General features: G+C 43.7%; 17 protein-coding genes and 1 tRNA gene. 11 read left to right on the forward strand and 7 right to left on the reverse strand.

Annotation, left to right across the window (positions count from 1 at the left end; genetic code table 11):
* The first annotated feature begins 104 nt into the window (after window positions 1–104).
* On the forward strand, window positions 105–530 hold the full coding sequence (locus tag OQY15_RS08100) for a hypothetical protein (RefSeq protein ID WP_265789963.1): 426 nt from the start codon (window positions 105–107) through the stop codon (window positions 528–530).
* On the opposite strand, the gene OQY15_RS08105 is transcribed toward OQY15_RS08100, so the two are convergent.
* The gene (locus OQY15_RS08105; protein WP_265789966.1) at window positions 527–2,374 is read right to left on the reverse strand and encodes a DNA polymerase III subunit gamma/tau; all 1,848 of its coding nucleotides are present in this window, start codon (window positions 2,372–2,374) and stop codon (window positions 527–529) included. The two genes, OQY15_RS08100 and OQY15_RS08105, sit on opposite strands and share 4 nt — an antisense overlap.
* A 140-nt stretch (window positions 2,375–2,514) precedes the next feature.
* Here OQY15_RS08105 and OQY15_RS08110 point away from each other — a divergent pair, with 140 nt between their 5' ends.
* The 4 genes from OQY15_RS08110 (at window position 2,515) to rplI (ending at window position 4,436) form a co-directional block, all read left to right on the forward strand.
* Window positions 2,515–3,252, forward strand: a complete 738-nt coding sequence (locus OQY15_RS08110; protein WP_265789968.1) for a ThuA domain-containing protein — start codon at window positions 2,515–2,517, stop codon at window positions 3,250–3,252.
* Between the two features lie 104 nt (window positions 3,253–3,356).
* On the forward strand, window positions 3,357–3,719 hold the full coding sequence (gene rpsF, locus OQY15_RS08115; protein WP_037444035.1) for a 30S ribosomal protein S6: 363 nt from the start codon (window positions 3,357–3,359) through the stop codon (window positions 3,717–3,719).
* The gene (gene rpsR / locus OQY15_RS08120; protein ID WP_008244392.1) at window positions 3,719–3,982 is read left to right on the forward strand and encodes a 30S ribosomal protein S18; all 264 of its coding nucleotides are present in this window, start codon (window positions 3,719–3,721) and stop codon (window positions 3,980–3,982) included. Before rpsF ends, rpsR begins: the two co-directional genes overlap by 1 nt.
* A gap of 10 nt (window positions 3,983–3,992) precedes the next feature.
* Window positions 3,993–4,436, forward strand: a complete 444-nt coding sequence (gene rplI, locus OQY15_RS08125) for a 50S ribosomal protein L9 (protein WP_265789978.1) — start codon at window positions 3,993–3,995, stop codon at window positions 4,434–4,436.
* Between the two features lie 74 nt (window positions 4,437–4,510).
* Here the strand turns inward: rplI and OQY15_RS08130 are convergent, their stop codons facing one another.
* Entirely contained in the window at window positions 4,511–4,804 is a 294-nt protein-coding gene (locus tag OQY15_RS08130) for a PH domain-containing protein (protein ID WP_265789981.1), read from the reverse strand.
* A gap of 35 nt (window positions 4,805–4,839) precedes the next feature.
* The gene (tal, locus tag OQY15_RS08135; protein WP_265789983.1) at window positions 4,840–5,937 is read right to left on the reverse strand and encodes a transaldolase; all 1,098 of its coding nucleotides are present in this window, start codon (window positions 5,935–5,937) and stop codon (window positions 4,840–4,842) included.
* A gap of 105 nt (window positions 5,938–6,042) precedes the next feature.
* On the opposite strand from tal, the gene mtgA reads away from it, so the two are divergent.
* Window positions 6,043–6,768 carry a monofunctional biosynthetic peptidoglycan transglycosylase gene (gene mtgA, locus OQY15_RS08140; RefSeq protein WP_265789985.1) on the forward strand — a complete coding sequence of 242 codons (726 nt, stop codon included), beginning with the start codon at window positions 6,043–6,045 and terminating at the stop codon, window positions 6,766–6,768.
* A 3-nt stretch (window positions 6,769–6,771) separates the two neighbouring features.
* Here the strand turns inward: mtgA and OQY15_RS08145 are convergent, their stop codons facing one another.
* On the reverse strand, window positions 6,772–7,251 hold the full coding sequence (locus OQY15_RS08145) for an ABC transporter ATPase (protein WP_265789987.1): 480 nt from the start codon (window positions 7,249–7,251) through the stop codon (window positions 6,772–6,774).
* Window positions 7,252–7,302: 51 nt separating this feature from the next.
* On the opposite strand from OQY15_RS08145, the gene OQY15_RS08150 reads away from it, so the two are divergent.
* Window positions 7,303–7,779: a hypothetical protein gene (locus tag OQY15_RS08150; RefSeq protein WP_265789989.1), complete on the forward strand. Its 477-nt coding sequence runs from the start codon at window positions 7,303–7,305 to the stop codon at window positions 7,777–7,779.
* Here the strand turns inward: OQY15_RS08150 and OQY15_RS08155 are convergent.
* The 3 genes from OQY15_RS08155 to OQY15_RS08165 are packed head-to-tail and all read right to left on the reverse strand — an operon-like array spanning window position 7,703 to window position 10,640.
* Window positions 7,703–8,542, reverse strand: coding sequence for an MBL fold metallo-hydrolase (locus tag OQY15_RS08155; RefSeq protein WP_265789992.1), 840 nt, complete (start codon window positions 8,540–8,542; stop codon window positions 7,703–7,705). The two genes, OQY15_RS08150 and OQY15_RS08155, sit on opposite strands and share 77 nt — an antisense overlap.
* Window positions 8,532–9,332 (reverse strand): (Fe-S)-binding protein, encoded by an 801-nt coding sequence (locus OQY15_RS08160; RefSeq protein ID WP_265789995.1) that lies wholly within the window; start codon window positions 9,330–9,332, stop codon window positions 8,532–8,534. The genes OQY15_RS08155 and OQY15_RS08160 overlap by 11 nt, the downstream gene beginning before the upstream one ends.
* Window positions 9,333–9,344: 12 nt before the next feature.
* Complete coding sequence (locus OQY15_RS08165) at window positions 9,345–10,640, reverse strand: 4Fe-4S dicluster domain-containing protein (protein WP_265789998.1); 1,296 nt, start codon at window positions 10,638–10,640, stop codon at window positions 9,345–9,347.
* A 212-nt stretch (window positions 10,641–10,852) separates the two neighbouring features.
* Here OQY15_RS08165 and OQY15_RS08170 point away from each other — a divergent pair.
* The 4 genes from OQY15_RS08170 (at window position 10,853) to OQY15_RS08185 (ending at window position 16,227) form a co-directional block, all read left to right on the forward strand.
* Window positions 10,853–10,925: transfer RNA gene (locus OQY15_RS08170), tRNA-Phe, on the forward strand.
* A 126-nt stretch (window positions 10,926–11,051) separates the two neighbouring features.
* Complete coding sequence (locus OQY15_RS08175; protein WP_265790000.1) at window positions 11,052–11,618, forward strand: RNA polymerase sigma-70 factor; 567 nt, start codon at window positions 11,052–11,054, stop codon at window positions 11,616–11,618.
* A 68-nt stretch (window positions 11,619–11,686) separates the two neighbouring features.
* Window positions 11,687–12,703 (forward strand): FecR family protein, encoded by a 1,017-nt coding sequence (locus OQY15_RS08180; protein WP_265790002.1) that lies wholly within the window; start codon window positions 11,687–11,689, stop codon window positions 12,701–12,703.
* A gap of 101 nt (window positions 12,704–12,804) precedes the next feature.
* Window positions 12,805–16,227, forward strand: a complete 3,423-nt coding sequence (locus OQY15_RS08185) for a SusC/RagA family TonB-linked outer membrane protein (RefSeq protein ID WP_265790004.1) — start codon at window positions 12,805–12,807, stop codon at window positions 16,225–16,227.
* Window positions 16,228–16,238 lie beyond the last annotated feature (11 nt).

The following is a 16,238-nucleotide window of genomic DNA, read 5'->3' on the forward strand; positions in this document are numbered from 1 at the left end:
GAAAGAAACAAAGATATAAATTTTGAGATTATAGCCTCATTCCGGCGTAAATTACAAAAACAAATAAAGATTATGTAACGTTATATTGACATAAAACGAAGCATATGGGTACGAATGAAAATAATAACGATGAAAATTTAAAAGCTCAGGACAAACTTCACAGTTCTGATCTTGGCGAAACAAAAGATTTTAACGACTTATCTTATAATAAAGAAAAAGGCAGCTATGAACTGGACGTAAAAAGTCCTGATAAGGATTATGATCATCCGCTGCCTTATGAAACTACGGCTGCCAATGGTGGCGATGATAACTCTGATTATGACGAAGCCAATCCATATATAGGTGACGAATATGCCAATAAGGGAGAGCAGCAGGAGTCTGACCTCGACGATCTGGGTATGCACATTGATAAGGGAGATATTGTAGAACTGGATGCTGAAGATGAGTATCTGGCAAGGACACCTGAAGATGACCGCACCGATCTGGACGAAGAAGGTTATCCCATTAATGACGATCCCAACAAGAGCTAAGGAAGAAGATCCAGGTTGAAGCGCTTGCGCAGATCTTCAAGTTTGGGGTTTTTTTCTACCAGGTAGTGGTATCTTTCGATACTGGTGTACAGCCGGTTTTCAATTTTATTTTCTACCTTTTTAGTCACAATCCCCAGGTCAAAGTTCTTCAGCCTGGTTCTTAAAAAGTTCAGGAATTCTACCAGTTCATTTTGCAGGATACTTTCCTGTGCCAGGTTCGTGATCAGTACGGTAATTTCTGCCGGACCAGTCAGCACCGGCTCATTGGTAGTCAGGATCGTATAAAAGTTAATTTTATTCTCATCTTTAACTTTCAGCACGTATTCATCCCACAGTACCATCAGCTCCTCAAAGCTGAAAGGCTCTTTATCCTCACCAAAAACATACTTCGGTTCATCACTCTCAATCTCCCCATCGGCATTGGTCATCGATGTCAGTGAAGGGATCATGGTTCCTTTTGCAGGACTTCCGGCGTTGTTGGGCTTAAGCGCGATTTTATTGATCGAATTCAAATTCGGCATTGCCGGTATACGGGCAGCTTCAGGATTTGCCGGCTGCGGCGTGATCGGAATGGTCTTTGGTAATTCTGCAATCGGCGTACTTTCTGTAGCTGCTTTTGGGGCCGTTTCTACAGGAGCCTTCGGCGTTGTTACTGCCGGTGCCTCAGAACTTATGCTAGTTTTTTTTTTAATCTGATCTGAGTCAGTTGCCGTTGTGGAAGCGGTAATTGGCATCTGCGCCAGCTGTAGCACGGAAGGGATGTGGCACATCTTGATGAGTGCAAGCTCCACCTGCAGCCGCTGGTTCTTACTGTTTTTGTACGTAAGGTCACATTGGTTCGCCAGGTTTAGGGCGGTCAGGATAAAAGATATCTGTGTTTGCTGACTCTGACTCAGGTATTTCTGCCTGATATTCTCGCTCACTTCCAGCAGTTTCACGGTTTGCGGATCTTTGGCAACCAGCAGGTTCCGGAGATGACTGGCCAGTCCGTTGATAAAATTGTTCCCGTCAAAGCCATTGTTGAGGATCTCATCAAATAAGACGAGCGCCTGACTCACATTTGCGCTGGTAAGGTATTGTGTTAACCTGAAGTAGTAATCGTAATCAAGAATATTCAGGTTGTCGATCACCGACTTGTAGGTCAGGTTTTTATTGGTATAACTGACAATCTGGTCGAACATGGAAAGCGCATCGCGCAACCCACCATCGGCTTTCTGGGCAATAATATGGAGACCGTCAGCTTCGACACTGATATTTTCACGTCCGGCAATCTTATTAAGTAAACCCGAGATGTCATCTACCTGGATCCTGTTGAAGTCGAATATCTGACAACGCGATAGAATGGTAGGCAGGATCTTGTGTTTCTCTGTTGTGGCCAGGATGAAGATCGCATAGGAAGGCGGTTCCTCAAGTGTTTTCAGAAAGGCATTGAATGCATTTGCCGACAACATGTGCACCTCATCAATAATATAGATCTTATATTTTCCGGCCTGTGGCGGAATACGTACCTGCTCAATCAGGCTGCGGATATCGTCTACAGAGTTATTCGAAGCCGCATCCAGCTCATGGAAGTTAAAGGAATGCCCGGTTTGAAAGGAAACACAGGATTCGCAGGTTCCGCAGGCTTCAACATCATTGGTAAGATTGGTACAGTTGATGGTTTTGGCAAGGATCCTGGCGCAGGTGGTTTTACCTACACCCCTTGGTCCGCAAAACAGGAAGGCCTGGGCAAGCTGATTGTTTTTAATGGCATTTTTTAAAGTTCCCGTAATATGCTGTTGCCCTACAACGGTTTCAAACGTTGCCGGACGATACTTACGGGCAGAAACAATAAAATTTTCCATTTCAATGCGAAATTATAAAATTTTTGTGGAGCAGAAGAGAGATGTGGGAAAATAATACGCCGGCATGGGTCTTAAAATATATAATAGATTTTCGTTTCTTATTTAGATTAGGTAGCTTGTATGCACAAATATAACCTGAAATGAAATCTAAATCTATTTTGCAATATCTGCTTATCGTAGTGGCAGTATTTATCGGAAATGCCGTTTGTGCGCAGAAATACAAGATTCTTGTCTTTTCCAAAACCGCAGGATATCACCATGGCTCTATTGCTGTGGGCGTCCCCGCTCTTCAGAAAATGGGGATCGACAATAAATTTGGTGTCGATACCACTACAGATGCTGCGCAGTTTAGTCCGCAGAACCTGAAAAAATATGCTGCAGTAGTATTTTTAAATACCACCGGTGATGTTCTGGGTGATGAGCAGCAGAAAGCCTTTGAACAGTACATCAAAGCAGGAGGTGGTTTTGTGGGCGTACATGCGGCTACAGATACGGAATATGAATGGCCCTGGTACGGCAAACTCGTAGGGGCGTACTTCGTGAAACACCCTGCGCAGCAAATGGCTGATCTGCATGTGATCAACCGCAAGAGCATTTCCACCAAACATCTGCCGGCCACCTGGTCCAGGAAAGACGAATGGTATAACTTTAAGGAGATCAACCCTGATCTCAAAGTGCTGATCGAACTCGATGAAAGCACCTACAGTGGCGGCATGAACGGGGCACATCATCCCATGGCATGGTATCATGACTATGATGGGGGCAGGGCTTTTTACACAGGTTTGGGGCATGTTGATGATTCTTATACTGATCCGCTGTTCCTCAAACACCTGCTGGGCGGTATCCAATACGCTATGGGTCAAAAGCGTATGGAATAAAAAAGCTGTATAATTTTTCAGCTGAACCGTTTGATTTATAGAAATTTATTCCTAAGTTTGCAACCCCGTTTCATACGGGAATTTAACATAAAATAATCATAACAATGAATCAGTACGAAACTGTTATCGTTCTAACCCCGTTGTTGTCAGAAGAAGTTGCGAAAGAAGCATTAGCGAAATTCAGCAAAATCATCACTGACAGCGGAGCCGAAATTGTTCAAGAGGACAATTGGGGTTTGAGAAAATTAGCGTATCCGATTGAGAAAAAAGCAAGCGGATTTTTCCACCTTACAGAGTACAAATCTTCAGGTGAATTAATTAACAAATTGGAATTAGAACTAAAACGCGATGAGCGTGTTCTACGTTTCCTGACCATTAGATTAGACCGTCACGCGGTTGCGTATAATGAGAAGAAACGCAGTGGTGCTTTTAACAAAAAACCTAAGAAAGAGGAGGCTGCAGCATAATGGCTAAGGATCAAATACAATATGTTACCGCTCCAAAAGTGGACGATAACAGAAAAAAATATTGCCGTTTCAAAAAGAATGGTATTAAATATATTGATTACAAAGACGCAAACTTTTTGTTAAAATTCATCAATGACCAGGGTAAAATTTTACCACGCCGTTTAACCGGTACTTCATTGAAATTTCAACGTAAAGTGGCTCAGGCGGTAAAACGCTCTCGTCACATTGGTTTGTTACCTTTCGTTGCTGACCAATTAAAATAGGATCTGAGACATGGAAATTATATTAAAACAGGACATCAAATCTCTTGGAGAGAAAGATGATATTGTGAACGTAAAGCCAGGTTACGGTCGTAACTACTTAATCCCACAAGGATTTGCAGCTTTAGCTACTACTTCTGCTAAAAAAGTATTGGCAGAAAACTTAAAGCAAGCAGCGTTTAAACAAGATAAAATTAAGAAAGATGCTGAAGGTATCGCTACACGTTTAACTGATGTTAAGCTGACTATCGGTGCTAAAGCTGGTGAAACTGGTAAAATCTTTGGTGCAGTAAACACCATTATGATTGCTGACGCCTTGAAACAACAAGGTTTTGATGTTGACCGTCGCCGTATCACTTTCGAAACTGAACCTAAATTTGTTGGTGAATATGTAGCCAACTTAAACTTACACAAAGAAGTGAAAGTTAAAGTTCCTTTCGAAGTTGTAGCTGAGTAATCTCATCTTTAACGATATAAAAAAAGCGTTCCATTTGGAGCGCTTTTTTTATGCTTTAGTTTTTTCAGCGAAGATTAGAATCTTCTTTTTTTCGATCTGTTCTCATCAATGATCCTTCTGATTTCCTTGATGTCACTCTTAGAGAATCCGTGAACCTCTACCTTAGTGCCGGTAGTGAACAGGCGTAGTGTTGCAAATCCAATCATAGGAGAGTCTACTTCAATCGAAGTAATATCTTCATAATTCAGGTATTTGGAATCACCGCTGAACAAGCCGGGGATCTTTACCTCAATACTGTTTTCTTCTAAATGGATCTCTGCCGGGAAAACCTTGTTTCCTTCTGAAAGTCTTGATGCTGTAAACTTCATTTTTTTGTCTGTTATAACCTGGACAAATCTAGGTATTAAGCAGATTGTTTTTGCTGTTCTATTGCATTTAATAATTTCTCATAAGGTGCATTGAATTTTTCAATACCCTCATCTTCCAGCTGCTGTGTCAGCTGATCGAGATCAATTTCTGCATGACGCAGCTGTGCCAGTACAGATGAAGCACCCTCAAGGTCAATTTCCAGCCTGCTTTCCGGATCTCCATGATCACGGTAGGCCTCTAAGGTTTCCATAGGGATCGTATCTACGGTATCAGGGCCGATCAGTGCCTCTACGTATTTGGTGTCTTTAAAAGCAGGGTTTTTGCTGCTGGTACTTGCCCATAGCAAACGCTGTGGCCTGGCACCTTTGGCACCCAGTTTTTCCCATCGTTCTCCGCTGAACAGTTCCTTGTAGATTTCGTAGGCTTTTTTTGCAGAAGCAATAGCTACTTCGCCTTTCAGCTCACCCAAATGTTTTTCTTCCAGGATCGGATCAATCAGGACATCAATACGGCTCAGGAAGAAACTGGCTACAGAAGAAATCTCATTGATACTTTGTCCCTTTGCCACACGCTCTTCCAGTCCTTCAATATAAGCTTCAGCAACTTTTCTGTAGCGCTCAAGACCAAACAATAAGGTTACATTGATATTCAGTCCTTCGGAAATAGTTTTTTTAATCGCCGCCAGTCCAGGTTGCGTACCCGGGATCTTGATCATCACGTTTTTGCGGTCCACAGCCTTCCACAGTTCCAGGGCCTGTTTGATGGTACCTTCAGTATCCAGTGCCAGCAGGGGCGAAACTTCCAGGCTCACATAACCGTCAGCACCTTTCACCTCTTCATTGTACACCGGCAGTAAGATATCCGCGGCCTGCTGGATATCCTTTACGGCGAGGCGGTAAAAGATGTCGTCATTACTCAGGTTCTCCTTTGATAACTCGGCGATATCTGCATCGTAATCTGAGCTGCTGCTGATCGCTTTTTCGAAAATGGCCGGATTGGAGGTAAGTCCTCTCACGCCATCTTCGTCGATCAGTTGCTTTAGCTTGCCGGATTTGATGATCTCCCGGTCAATAAAGTCGAGCCAGATACTCTGACCAAAATCGTGTATTTTCTTTACTTTATTCGTTTCCATAGTAACTCAATTTGAGGAGTAACAGATGAGCCCGTGTGAATGTTTATATTGCTTTAAATATATGCACTGACATGACAAATGTCGGCTTTTTACTACCTTTGAGCGATGGCAAAAAAGCGTACTGCTAAAAGTAAAACAAGCAAATTCAATCTGCAGAAACTGAAGTTAACGATAGGAAAGGTACTCCTGTATTTTATCCTGGTCACCGTACTATGGGTGCTGGCCTACAGATTTATCAATCCTCCTTTCACCTTACTGATGATCATGAAAAACATCGAAAGGAAATCGGATGGTAAATCTTTTAAAACAGAAAAGAAATGGGTAGACCTGGAGCAGATGTCCGATAACATGAAGCGTGCCGCCATCGCGGGTGAGGATCAGAAGTTTATACATCACGTAGGTTTTGACGTTGCCGGTATCAGGGCTGCATATAGCGCAAATAAGGCAGATTCTACCAAGATGAAGGGTGGCAGTACCATCTCGCAGCAGACGGTGAAGAATGTGTTCCTGTGGCCGGGCAGATCATGGGTACGGAAGGGCTTCGAAGCTTATTTTACGATACTCATCGAAATCTTCTGGAGCAAGCAGCGGATTCTGGAAGTATACCTGAATGTGATTGAAATGGGCGATGGGATCTATGGGGCTGAAGCTGCAGCACAGGCTTACTATGGTAAGTCATGCAGAGATCTGAGTCGTTCGCAGGCCGCCATGATTGCCGCCTGTTTTCCAAATCCGATACGCTGGACACCACGTAATCCCACAAAGTTTATCCGGCACCGGCATTTCCTTATCATGAAGAATATCCGGAGACTGGGACCGCTGAAGTTTTAGTGCTTAGAGCAGGTCGGCAAACACCTTGTTATGCCAGCTGTCTTTAAAAGGAACCTCCCATTTGGTCTCAAAATCTGCCAGTGTTTGTACCAGATTGTTGAAAACTATGGTGTCACGGTTTACTTTATTGATACTGATCAGCGTCTCAAAATCTTCCTTGTTGACCACCACAACTTTGTCATCAACCTTGTACGCCATATTGAAACGGTTAAAAAGATCGATGCCGTATTCCTGTTCAAAACCTTTGATAATTCTTACAGAAGCATCAATAGAGCAGCCTGTGGTGCCTGCAGTGGCCTCATCAACGATAAAGACGATGAAATAATTGTAAAGAATCTCTGCTTTTGCCTGTAGCTGATGGCCGTGAGCTTTCCATTGCGAAGTGAAATCATCCAGCTGCGCACGGATGGATGTCATTTCGGTTTCGGTGAAGGGACGGTCACCCTGATAGATCCAGACTTTAGATTGTGGAGAAAAACTCATAGTACAAATTTAACATTTTATTTAATTTCATATCCTGTAATAGCCGGCCAGATGAAAAAGTTTACATTCTCCTTGAAAATATGTGCAGCACTGCTGTTGTGTCTGGGTTTTATTTCTTTTTCTTCGTCCGGACCTGCGGAAGAAGAGGCCGGGTATATGCAGCAGAAGCTTACAGAACATTATAACGCGGAATCTGGTCCAAAAAATATAAAGAAGTACGAACTTCAGATTACGGACAGGGGCTTTTGCCGTTACAAACGTTATTTCAATAACGGGAAAGTGGAGTACTTCTCCTGTAACCTGATGAAATACAGTGTGCTTGATTATATCGGCACCAATTTATCGGGCACTTTATTTCTCAGAACCAGGGGGGATGACGTCATTGTGCAGACCTATAACGACCGCAGGGGCGGAGATATTGACAGTATGGCCACTTTCATAGCCATACCGCTTAAAAACCTTGAAGCTGAAGACTTGATTGACCTGTCAGATAAGTTCCGGCAGATGAGCCTGAAGCTGCACCAATAGTAAATACCGGTGTTTCCATATGACGCGTAGCGATCACAATTGTTGTGCCCCGGGCATGCTGGTTAAACAGGTGCTCTACGAGTTCAGGGTCGTTGTTATCTTTTGATAAATGTGAGAGCAGCAGGTGACTCAGTTTGGCTGGCCGGAAGTTGTTAAACAATTCCAGCGCCTGTGTATTGCTGAGGTGACCCCAGCCACCACTGATCCTCCTTTTGAGGTAATAGGGATATTTTCCGTTTTGTAAAAGATCTTCATCATAGTTGGCTTCAAGAAAGGCAGCATCACATTGCTGAAAATGCAGACTCAGCTGATCGCAGACGCGGCCAAGATCGGTGAAGACCCCCACTTTGATGTCACCACAGGAAACCATAAAACTATGGGGTTCTGCGGCATCATGTATTTTTGGAAAACAGGTAATGTTTAAGGACCCGATCTGCACAGTCTCGTGACTCGAAAACGTTCGCGTCAGTTCTTCAGGCAGGTTGAGCCGGCAATTGTTCAGCGTGCCCGGCGTGATATACACCGGAATACCAAATTTTTTGGACAGTACTGTCAGGCCACGGATATGGTCTCCATGTTCATGGGAAATGAAAATCGCTTTTACCTTTTTCATCGATAAACCCAGGCGGAGCATCCTTTTCTCGGTCTCCTTGCAGGAGATCCCTGCATCTACCATGATGGCCTCTTTCGAGTTCCCAACATAATAACAGTTTCCGTTGCTGCCGGAGTTTAACGACGTAATAAATAGCGGGTTACAATCCATTCGCTCTTGCTGTAATTTCTGCAATATCTAAAACCTTTACATTGTCATTCTGATCCTTCATCTTCACACCATCACTCAGCATGGTCATGCAGAAAGGGCATCCTGCCGCGATGATATTTGGGCTGGTTTCCAGTGCTTCTTCGATGCGCTCAATGTTGATGTCTTTGTTTCCTTTTTCGGGTTCTTTGAACATCTGGGCACCACCGGCACCACAGCATAAGCCATTGGATTTACAGCGTTTCATTTCTACGAGCTGTGCATCCAGTACTTCCAGCGCCGCACGCGGTGCTTCGTAGATACCATTACCACGTCCCAGATAGCAGGGGTCATGGTAAGTGATCTTTTTGCCTTTGAAACTTTCTCCGCCTTCGGCTTTCAGCTTTCCGTCATTGATCAGGTCCTGGATCAGCTGGGTATGGTGGATTACCTCGTAAATACCGCCCAGTCCGGGATATTCGTTTTTTATCGTGTTAAAGCAGTGCGGACATCCGGTAACGATCTTTTTGATGTTGTAGGCGTTCAATACCTCGATATTGGTCATCGCCTGCATCTGAAACAGGAATTCGTTTCCGGCACGTTTTGCAGGATCGCCGGTGCAACTTTCTTCTGTACCAAGCACTGCATATTTGATGCCTACGTGATGAAGGATCTTGCAGATATCGCGGGTAGTTTTTTGTGCACGTTCGTCATAACTTCCGGCACAGCCTACCCAGAACAAGATTTCAGGTTCTTCGCCCCTTGCCATCATTTCTGCCATGGTAGGCACTTCTATATTTAGTTTCTCAGTCATTATGCAGCTTAATTAGTTTTCTTTGGCCCAGTTAAACCTGTCAGCCGGTGAATACTTCCATGGCGCACCATTGTTTTCAATATTGCCCAGCATGCTGCTGATGCTTGACGGCGCCTGCGACTCCTCCATTACGGCATACCTTCTCAGGTCGGTAATAATGGCCAGCGGGTCAATGTTGATCGGGCAGGCTTCTACACAGGCATTGCAGCTGGTACAGGCCCATAACTCTTCACGGGTGATATAATCATCGATCAGGGATTTGCCGTCTTCAAATGCAGCACCACCCTTGTCCAGCGTTTTCCCTACTTCCTCCATACGATCGCGGGTATCCATCATGATCTTACGTGGGGAAAGGAGTTTGCCGGTGATGTTTGCCGGGCATACTGCAGTACAGCGTCCGCATTCAGTGCAAGTATAGGCATTCATGAGGTTTACCCATGTCAGATCATTTACATCTTTTGCACCAAAACGTCCGGGATCTCCCTCAGGAGGAGTAAATGAAGGATCAAGCATGGCCTTCACCTCGTTGGTTACACTCTGCATGTTCGTAAATTCGCCTTTTGGCTCCAGATTGGAGAAATAGGTATTTGGAAACGCAAAGAGGATGTGGAAATGTTTGGAGTAGGGCAGGTAGTTGAGGAAGGCGAGGATTCCAATAATGTGGAACCACCAGCAGCCTCTTTCTATGGCGATCAGGCTTGCCTCATTTGCAGGCAGCAGGTTTTGCAGGTACTGACTAACCGGAAAAGCCCCGGCACTGATGTAGTGATGCGAACCGAGCAGCTGTAGTTTTGCATCTGCAGCGTTCATCAGCAGGAAGGCGGTCATCAGCAGGATCTCGGTGAAGAGAATATAGTTGGCATCAGATTTTGGCCATCCTGTCAGCTCGCGGGCCATAAATCTTTTTAATTTTAAAATATTTCTTCTGATGAGGAAGATGACGCAGGAAATCCATACACCAAGGGCGAGAATTTCGAAGCCACCAATCAGAAAATTGTACAGACTGCCGAGGCCACCGAAGATGCGGTGCGTACCAAATACGCCGTCGATCATGATCTCCAGTACTTCAATATTGATAATAACGAAGCCCACATAGACGATAAAGTGGAGGGCAGCAGGGATGGGGCGCACTACCATTTTGGTCTGACCAAAGGCAACCTTTAGCATGGTTGTCAGTCTTTTAGCTGGCTGATCTGAGCGATCTGCCGGCCGGCCAAGCCTGATATTACGGATCACTTTTTTCAGGTTGATGCTGAAAAATGCGATTGCCGCTATGGTGAGGGCTATAAATAGAATTTGTGAAATCATTACCGGGATATCTTTTACTTCATGCTAAGTTAAAATAAATAGCAGAAAGAAATTACTATGCTTGCATAATTATTTAAAATTTAGAGCAGTTTTAAATAATTGAAAGGCCTTTTTAAAATTATTTCAAAAAAAGTTTTGTTATTAAAAAAAAGAAACTACATTTGCACTCCCAACAACGGGGAACATGATCGAAATCAAGTTCAATAAAAGTTGGTGCGGTAGCTCAGTCGGTAGAGCAAAGGATTGAAAATCCTTGTGTCGGCGGTTCGATCCCGTCCCGCACCACTTCTGCAAAAAGCTTCAGAGAAATCTGAAGCTTTTTTGTTTTACAGCGATTTCTGCTGTCATTTATTAATTTAATCAACTCATTTTAACAGTCAGTTAATATCATCGCGACATCTTTGAAGCGATATGACTAACAACGCCTTAGAAGATAATCTGTTGCTTTCCCGCATCAAAAACAGCGAAACGCCGGCTTTTGATCAATTATTTTTAAAGTATCACCCTAACCTTCTGCGTTTCTCCAGGTCATTGTTACCCTATCCCAGTGATGCTGCCGAAGACCTGGTGATTGAAGTATTTCATAAACTGTGGCAGGACCGCAGCTCTATCATCATTCATTCTTCTCTTTCTGCATTACTGTACAAATGTGTTAAAAACCGTGTGTACGACCATTACCGTAAGCACAAAATGGCCGTTCTCACCACTCTGGAAGAAATGCCTGAAGACCTGGATCTTCATTATGCAAGCCCCGATCAGGTCTTCGATTACAAAGAGCTGGCACAAAATCTTGAACGCCTCATTAAAAAGTTGCCAGAAAAAATGCAGGTCATCTTCAGAATGAGCAGGGAAGATAACCTGAGTTATCAGGAAATTGCTGATCTGCTGGAGATCTCCCTTAACTCTGTAAAAACACAGATGTACAGGGCCGTAAAATACCTCAAAGAAAGCTATCGCCTGGATAATATGGCCTTTTAAAAAAAAAAAGTTTTTTTCTTGTCATGAGTTCATCTCTGTTTTACGTCCTGACTTAAAACAAGATTGATTTGGAAGAGAAAGAGCTTTATCTGCTGATCACACGATACCTGTCTAACACTACCAGCACTGAAGAAAACGAAGTACTGGCGGATTGGCTCGCTGCAGATAAAAAAAACGAACAAACATTTGAAGAAATCAAGCTCATCTGGCTTGGGTATCAAAGGTCTGCTGATGCAGAAAGCATGAATGCGCTGGATAGACTGCATTCCAGAATAGCTGCGGAGCAGCCGGCTTTAGCCCCTGCCAGATGGCACCGCTTTAACCGCTACATCACTGCGGCCGCAGCAGTAATTGTCATTGCTGCAGGATGGTTTGCTTTTGAATCATTGAGGGCTGAAGGATCAGCAATTTATTTAAGCGTTAACACCACATCGGGCCAAAAGAAAAAGCTGACACTCGAAGATGGCACCAAAGTCATCCTGGGACCTGAAAGCTCACTCTCTTATCCAAAATCATTTGACGATGCCAACCGTAAGGTTTCCATCACCGGAGAAGCCTTTTTTGAGGTCAGCAAAAATCCACACAGACCTTTCATCGTACAAACAGCAGCAATGAATGTACAGGTTTTAGGTACACATTTTAACATCAGCGCCGGCAAAAGCGATGCAGTAAACACAGTATCCCTGTTTGAAGGAAAAGTAAGAGTTAAACTGAAAGATGAGCAGAGCGAAGAATACATGTTAAAACCCGGGCAGGAGCTGTCTGTGAATCGCCATACGCAGCGGGTATTTCAGGATCAGCTTGACTCAGCATCGGTTTTAGGCTGGTTAAACAATGTCCTGATCTTTAAAAATGAGGAATTGGGAGAAGTTGCCCCGCGCATAGAGAAAATGTACGGCGTGAAGATAGTCTTTACCGACCAGGCTACGGCAGACACAAAACTCTATGCCATGTTCAATAATCAAGCCCTCACTGAAGTGATGAATACCATCTGTGCATCGGGCACGCTGGCCTATCACCGGGAAGGGAACAAAATTTACATCAAATCAAAATCTTATAAGGAAAAGTCCACATCAACCCTTTAAGTCCTGCCAGGCTGCGGCTTAAAAATCAAGAACCGACATCTGCAAATGCCGGTCCAATCGCTATCAAATTATTGGATATCTAATAAACGAATTACAAACTTATGAAAAAAAAGATTTACCCTACGTCTTTAATTTCCACCCTTTCCAGGGCATTTACCCTGATACTGCTTTTATTATCCTGTCAAATCACTTATGCCGGTGGCCTGGATGGAAATCCCGAAATCACAAAAACGAAATGCTCACTAAAGGCCGTAAACATGCCGCTGAGCACTGTATTTGATGTGATACAAAAACAAACGAACTTCAGCTTTGTGTGTGTTGACAATACAAACCTGCTCAATAAAAAAGTCAACCTCAGCGTAAATGACGAAAATGTATTTATAGTGCTGAACACCATTGGTAAAAACCTGGGCTTTACCTACAGCCAGTCGGGCAGCCAGATCATGGTGAAACCCGTTATTGCTTCAGCAGTTGCTCCTGCAGCAAAAATGATCAGAGGCCACGTCACCGATATTAAAAAGGAAAGTCTTCCGGGTGTGTCTATTATCATTAAGGGAACAAATACCGGGACTGTAACCAATCAGGATGGCGATTTCTCCCTGAAAGCCAATGCTGGTGATGTATTGGTATGTAACTATATCGGCTTTCAGCCCAGGGAAATTGTTGTTGGTAATGAAAACACTTATACCATCGTGCTGGAAGAAAGCGCCAATGGTCTGTCCGAGGTGGTAGTAACTGCCCTTGGTATCAAAAAGGAAAAAGCTAAATTAGGTTATGCGGTACAGGAAGTAGAAGGCGAAAGCTTAGTCAAAGCACGGGAACCCAATTTGGTAAACTCACTTACAGGTCGTGTGGCGGGTTTAACTATAAGCACCTCAACTGACCTGTTTCAGGATCCCGGTATCTCCTTACGTGGTCGCAAACCGCTGATCGTAATTGATGGGATTCCCGATCAAACCGCGGATTTGTACAAAGTAAATGCCGACGACGTTGAAAGTATTACTGTGTTAAAGGGTGCCAACGCATCTGCACTGTATGGTTCCATTGGTGGCAATGGTGCGATTATGATTACTACCAAGCGCGGTAAAGGTAAAAGCCTGAGCGTAGAAGTAAATTCATCAAACCAGGTGCAGCCAGGTTTCATCCGTATTCCAGAAGTTCAAACTACCTATGGTGCCGGTAATTATGGTAAGTATGAGTATGTTGATGGTTCTGGCGGAGGAGCTGAGGGTTCTGGATGGATCTGGGGTCCTAAACTTGATCAGCGCGATCCCGGCACGCCAAGTGGTTTTTTTGAAACGCCGCAGTTTAACAGCCCTGTAGATCCTGTAACAGGAAAATTGGTTCCGCTACCCTATATCTCAAGAGGTAAAGATAATGTCAAAGATTTTTTTAATACGGGTATTATATCAAGTAATAACATCAGTATTATGCAAAGCTCCGAAAAAGGATCGTTCCGTGCTTCGGCCTCGCATATCTATCAGAAGGGTATTGTGCCAAATACCGATCTCAATAATAGTTCATTCACTATATCAGGGAATTATAAATTATCAGACGCCATCACTATGGATGCAAGGCTGAGCTACAACAAACAGTTCACCGATAACTATCCCGAAACCGGATACGGCCCCACCAACTATCTCTATAACCTTGTTTTATGGACTGGTGCTGATGTAAGCGTTAAAGACCTCAGGAATTACTGGGCGCCGGGACAGGTTGGCCTGCAGCAGCGTAATTATAATGTATCCTACTATAATAATCCTTATTTCCAGGCATATGAATACCTGCGTGGTTACAATAAGGACAATACCTTTGGCTCATTGAACCTGTCTTACAAAGTAAGTCCTGAGTTTTCAGTACAATTCAGAAACGGGATAAACACATATGGATTGAACCGTACTTTCAAAGAGCCTAAAAGTTATATTGGCTATGGTAATAAGTCGAGAGGTCAGTTTACTGTGGAAACCGGTAATTACTTTGATATCAATACCGACCTTATTGGCGACTATAACCATACATTCACTGACAAATTCAAGATCCATGCTCAGGTTGGGGCCGCCAATTATTACCGCAACAACAAATACGGTTCTACGAACACTGACGGGCTGATCATCCCCGGTTTTTATAACCTGAGTAACTCAGCGAGCCCCCTTCAGGGAGAGAACTTTCTGGAGGAAAGAAGGACAAGCAGTGTTTACGGTGTATTGGATTTAGAGTTCCTGAATGGTATTTATGTAACCGCGACGGGTAGAAATGATATCATTTCCACCCTGCCTACTGCCAATAACAGCTTCTTCTATCCCTCGCTGAATACTTCATTTGTACTTTCTCAGCTCTTTAAATTACCAAAAGATATCACTTACTTAAAACTGAGAGGTGGCTGGTCGAGAGTATCAAGTGGAAAGCTTACTGATGATGACTATACCTATGCGTACCTGCCTTCATTTACAAAGGGGGTCATCTGGAACAGTCAGCCTTCTTTAACCTACGGAAATGTGTTACTGACGAATAACTTAAACCCACAGACTTCTGATAGCTGGGAGATCGGTGTGGATACCAAAGTCTTTGATAACCGCATTGGATTTGAAGCTACTTATTATCAAACGCGTGACTTCAACAATATAGCCAGCATTCCGATGTCTGTTTCAAGTGCTTACAGCAGTCAGTTGGTGAATGGTAACGTATTTCAACGCAAAGGTGTAGAGTTTGTGCTTAGCGGTTCACCTGTTCGCAGCAGAGATTTTAAGTGGGATGTAGCGGTCAACTTCGCCCAATATCGCCGTTACCTGAAAGAGATTTATGGGGGTGCAGCAACGCTAAATGGTTTAAAAGTGGGCGACCGTACAGATAAGATCCTGACTACAGTGTATCAGACAGATCCAAATGGAAATGTCATCTATGGCAGTAATGGTTTCCCGGTAAATGACAACTTTGCTCGCGCTGTAGGAAATGGAGATCCAAACTGGGTTTATGGTATGGAAAACACGTTTAACTATAAAAGCTTCAGCCTGAAGTTCCTGGTTGATGGTCGTTTGGGAGGGATGATGTACTCCACTACCAACCAGAAAATGTGGTGGGGTGGAACTCACCCGGGTACAGTTAACCAGTTCCGTGAGGATGCCAATCAGGGTAAAGCCACTTTTGTGGGCCAGGGTGTAGTGATCACCGGTGGTGCGGCAAGCTATGACGCTCTGGGAAATATTACCAGTGATACACGTACGTTCGCGCCAAATACCAAGGCGGTCAACTACATTGATTATATGACCACCACCAGCAACGCTGCCTATAATAACTATAATTATTTCTCGCAATCCTTTTTGAAACTGCGTGAGGTAACCCTAACCTGGCAGGTGCCAAACCAGTGGCTGTCTAAAAGTTTTATCAAAGGCCTGAATGTATCTGCGGTGGGGCGAAACCTTTTGTTACTGTCAAAAATGCCAAACGTAGATCCGGATCCGGCGAAGGATAACCTGCAGACTCCATCTGTACGCTCAATTGGTTTAAATCTTAATATGAAATTTTAATCACTGGTAAT

Origin of the sequence: Pedobacter sp. MC2016-15, assembly GCF_026239695.1 — a bacterium.
GTDB lineage: Bacteria > Bacteroidota > Bacteroidia > Sphingobacteriales > Sphingobacteriaceae > Pedobacter.

Coding starts and splice junctions, on each gene's coding strand:
- OQY15_RS08100 (WP_265789963.1), top strand. CDS start 105: ATGGGTACGAATGAAAATAATAACGATGAAAATTTAAAAGCTCAGGAC.
- OQY15_RS08105 (WP_265789966.1), bottom strand. CDS start 2,374: ATGGAAAATTTTATTGTTTCTGCCCGTAAGTATCGTCCGGCAACGTTT.
- OQY15_RS08110 (WP_265789968.1), top strand. CDS start 2,515: ATGAAATCTAAATCTATTTTGCAATATCTGCTTATCGTAGTGGCAGTA.
- rpsF (WP_037444035.1), top strand. CDS start 3,357: ATGAATCAGTACGAAACTGTTATCGTTCTAACCCCGTTGTTGTCAGAA.
- rpsR (WP_008244392.1), top strand. CDS start 3,719: ATGGCTAAGGATCAAATACAATATGTTACCGCTCCAAAAGTGGACGAT.
- rplI (WP_265789978.1), top strand. CDS start 3,993: ATGGAAATTATATTAAAACAGGACATCAAATCTCTTGGAGAGAAAGAT.
- OQY15_RS08130 (WP_265789981.1), bottom strand. CDS start 4,804: ATGAAGTTTACAGCATCAAGACTTTCAGAAGGAAACAAGGTTTTCCCG.
- tal (WP_265789983.1), bottom strand. CDS start 5,937: ATGGAAACGAATAAAGTAAAGAAAATACACGATTTTGGTCAGAGTATC.
- mtgA (WP_265789985.1), top strand. CDS start 6,043: ATGGCAAAAAAGCGTACTGCTAAAAGTAAAACAAGCAAATTCAATCTG.
- OQY15_RS08145 (WP_265789987.1), bottom strand. CDS start 7,251: ATGAGTTTTTCTCCACAATCTAAAGTCTGGATCTATCAGGGTGACCGT.
- OQY15_RS08150 (WP_265789989.1), top strand. CDS start 7,303: ATGAAAAAGTTTACATTCTCCTTGAAAATATGTGCAGCACTGCTGTTG.
- OQY15_RS08155 (WP_265789992.1), bottom strand. CDS start 8,542: ATGGATTGTAACCCGCTATTTATTACGTCGTTAAACTCCGGCAGCAAC.
- OQY15_RS08160 (WP_265789995.1), bottom strand. CDS start 9,332: ATGACTGAGAAACTAAATATAGAAGTGCCTACCATGGCAGAAATGATG.
- OQY15_RS08165 (WP_265789998.1), bottom strand. CDS start 10,640: ATGATTTCACAAATTCTATTTATAGCCCTCACCATAGCGGCAATCGCA.
- OQY15_RS08175 (WP_265790000.1), top strand. CDS start 11,052: ATGACTAACAACGCCTTAGAAGATAATCTGTTGCTTTCCCGCATCAAA.
- OQY15_RS08185 (WP_265790004.1), top strand. CDS start 12,805: ATGAAAAAAAAGATTTACCCTACGTCTTTAATTTCCACCCTTTCCAGG.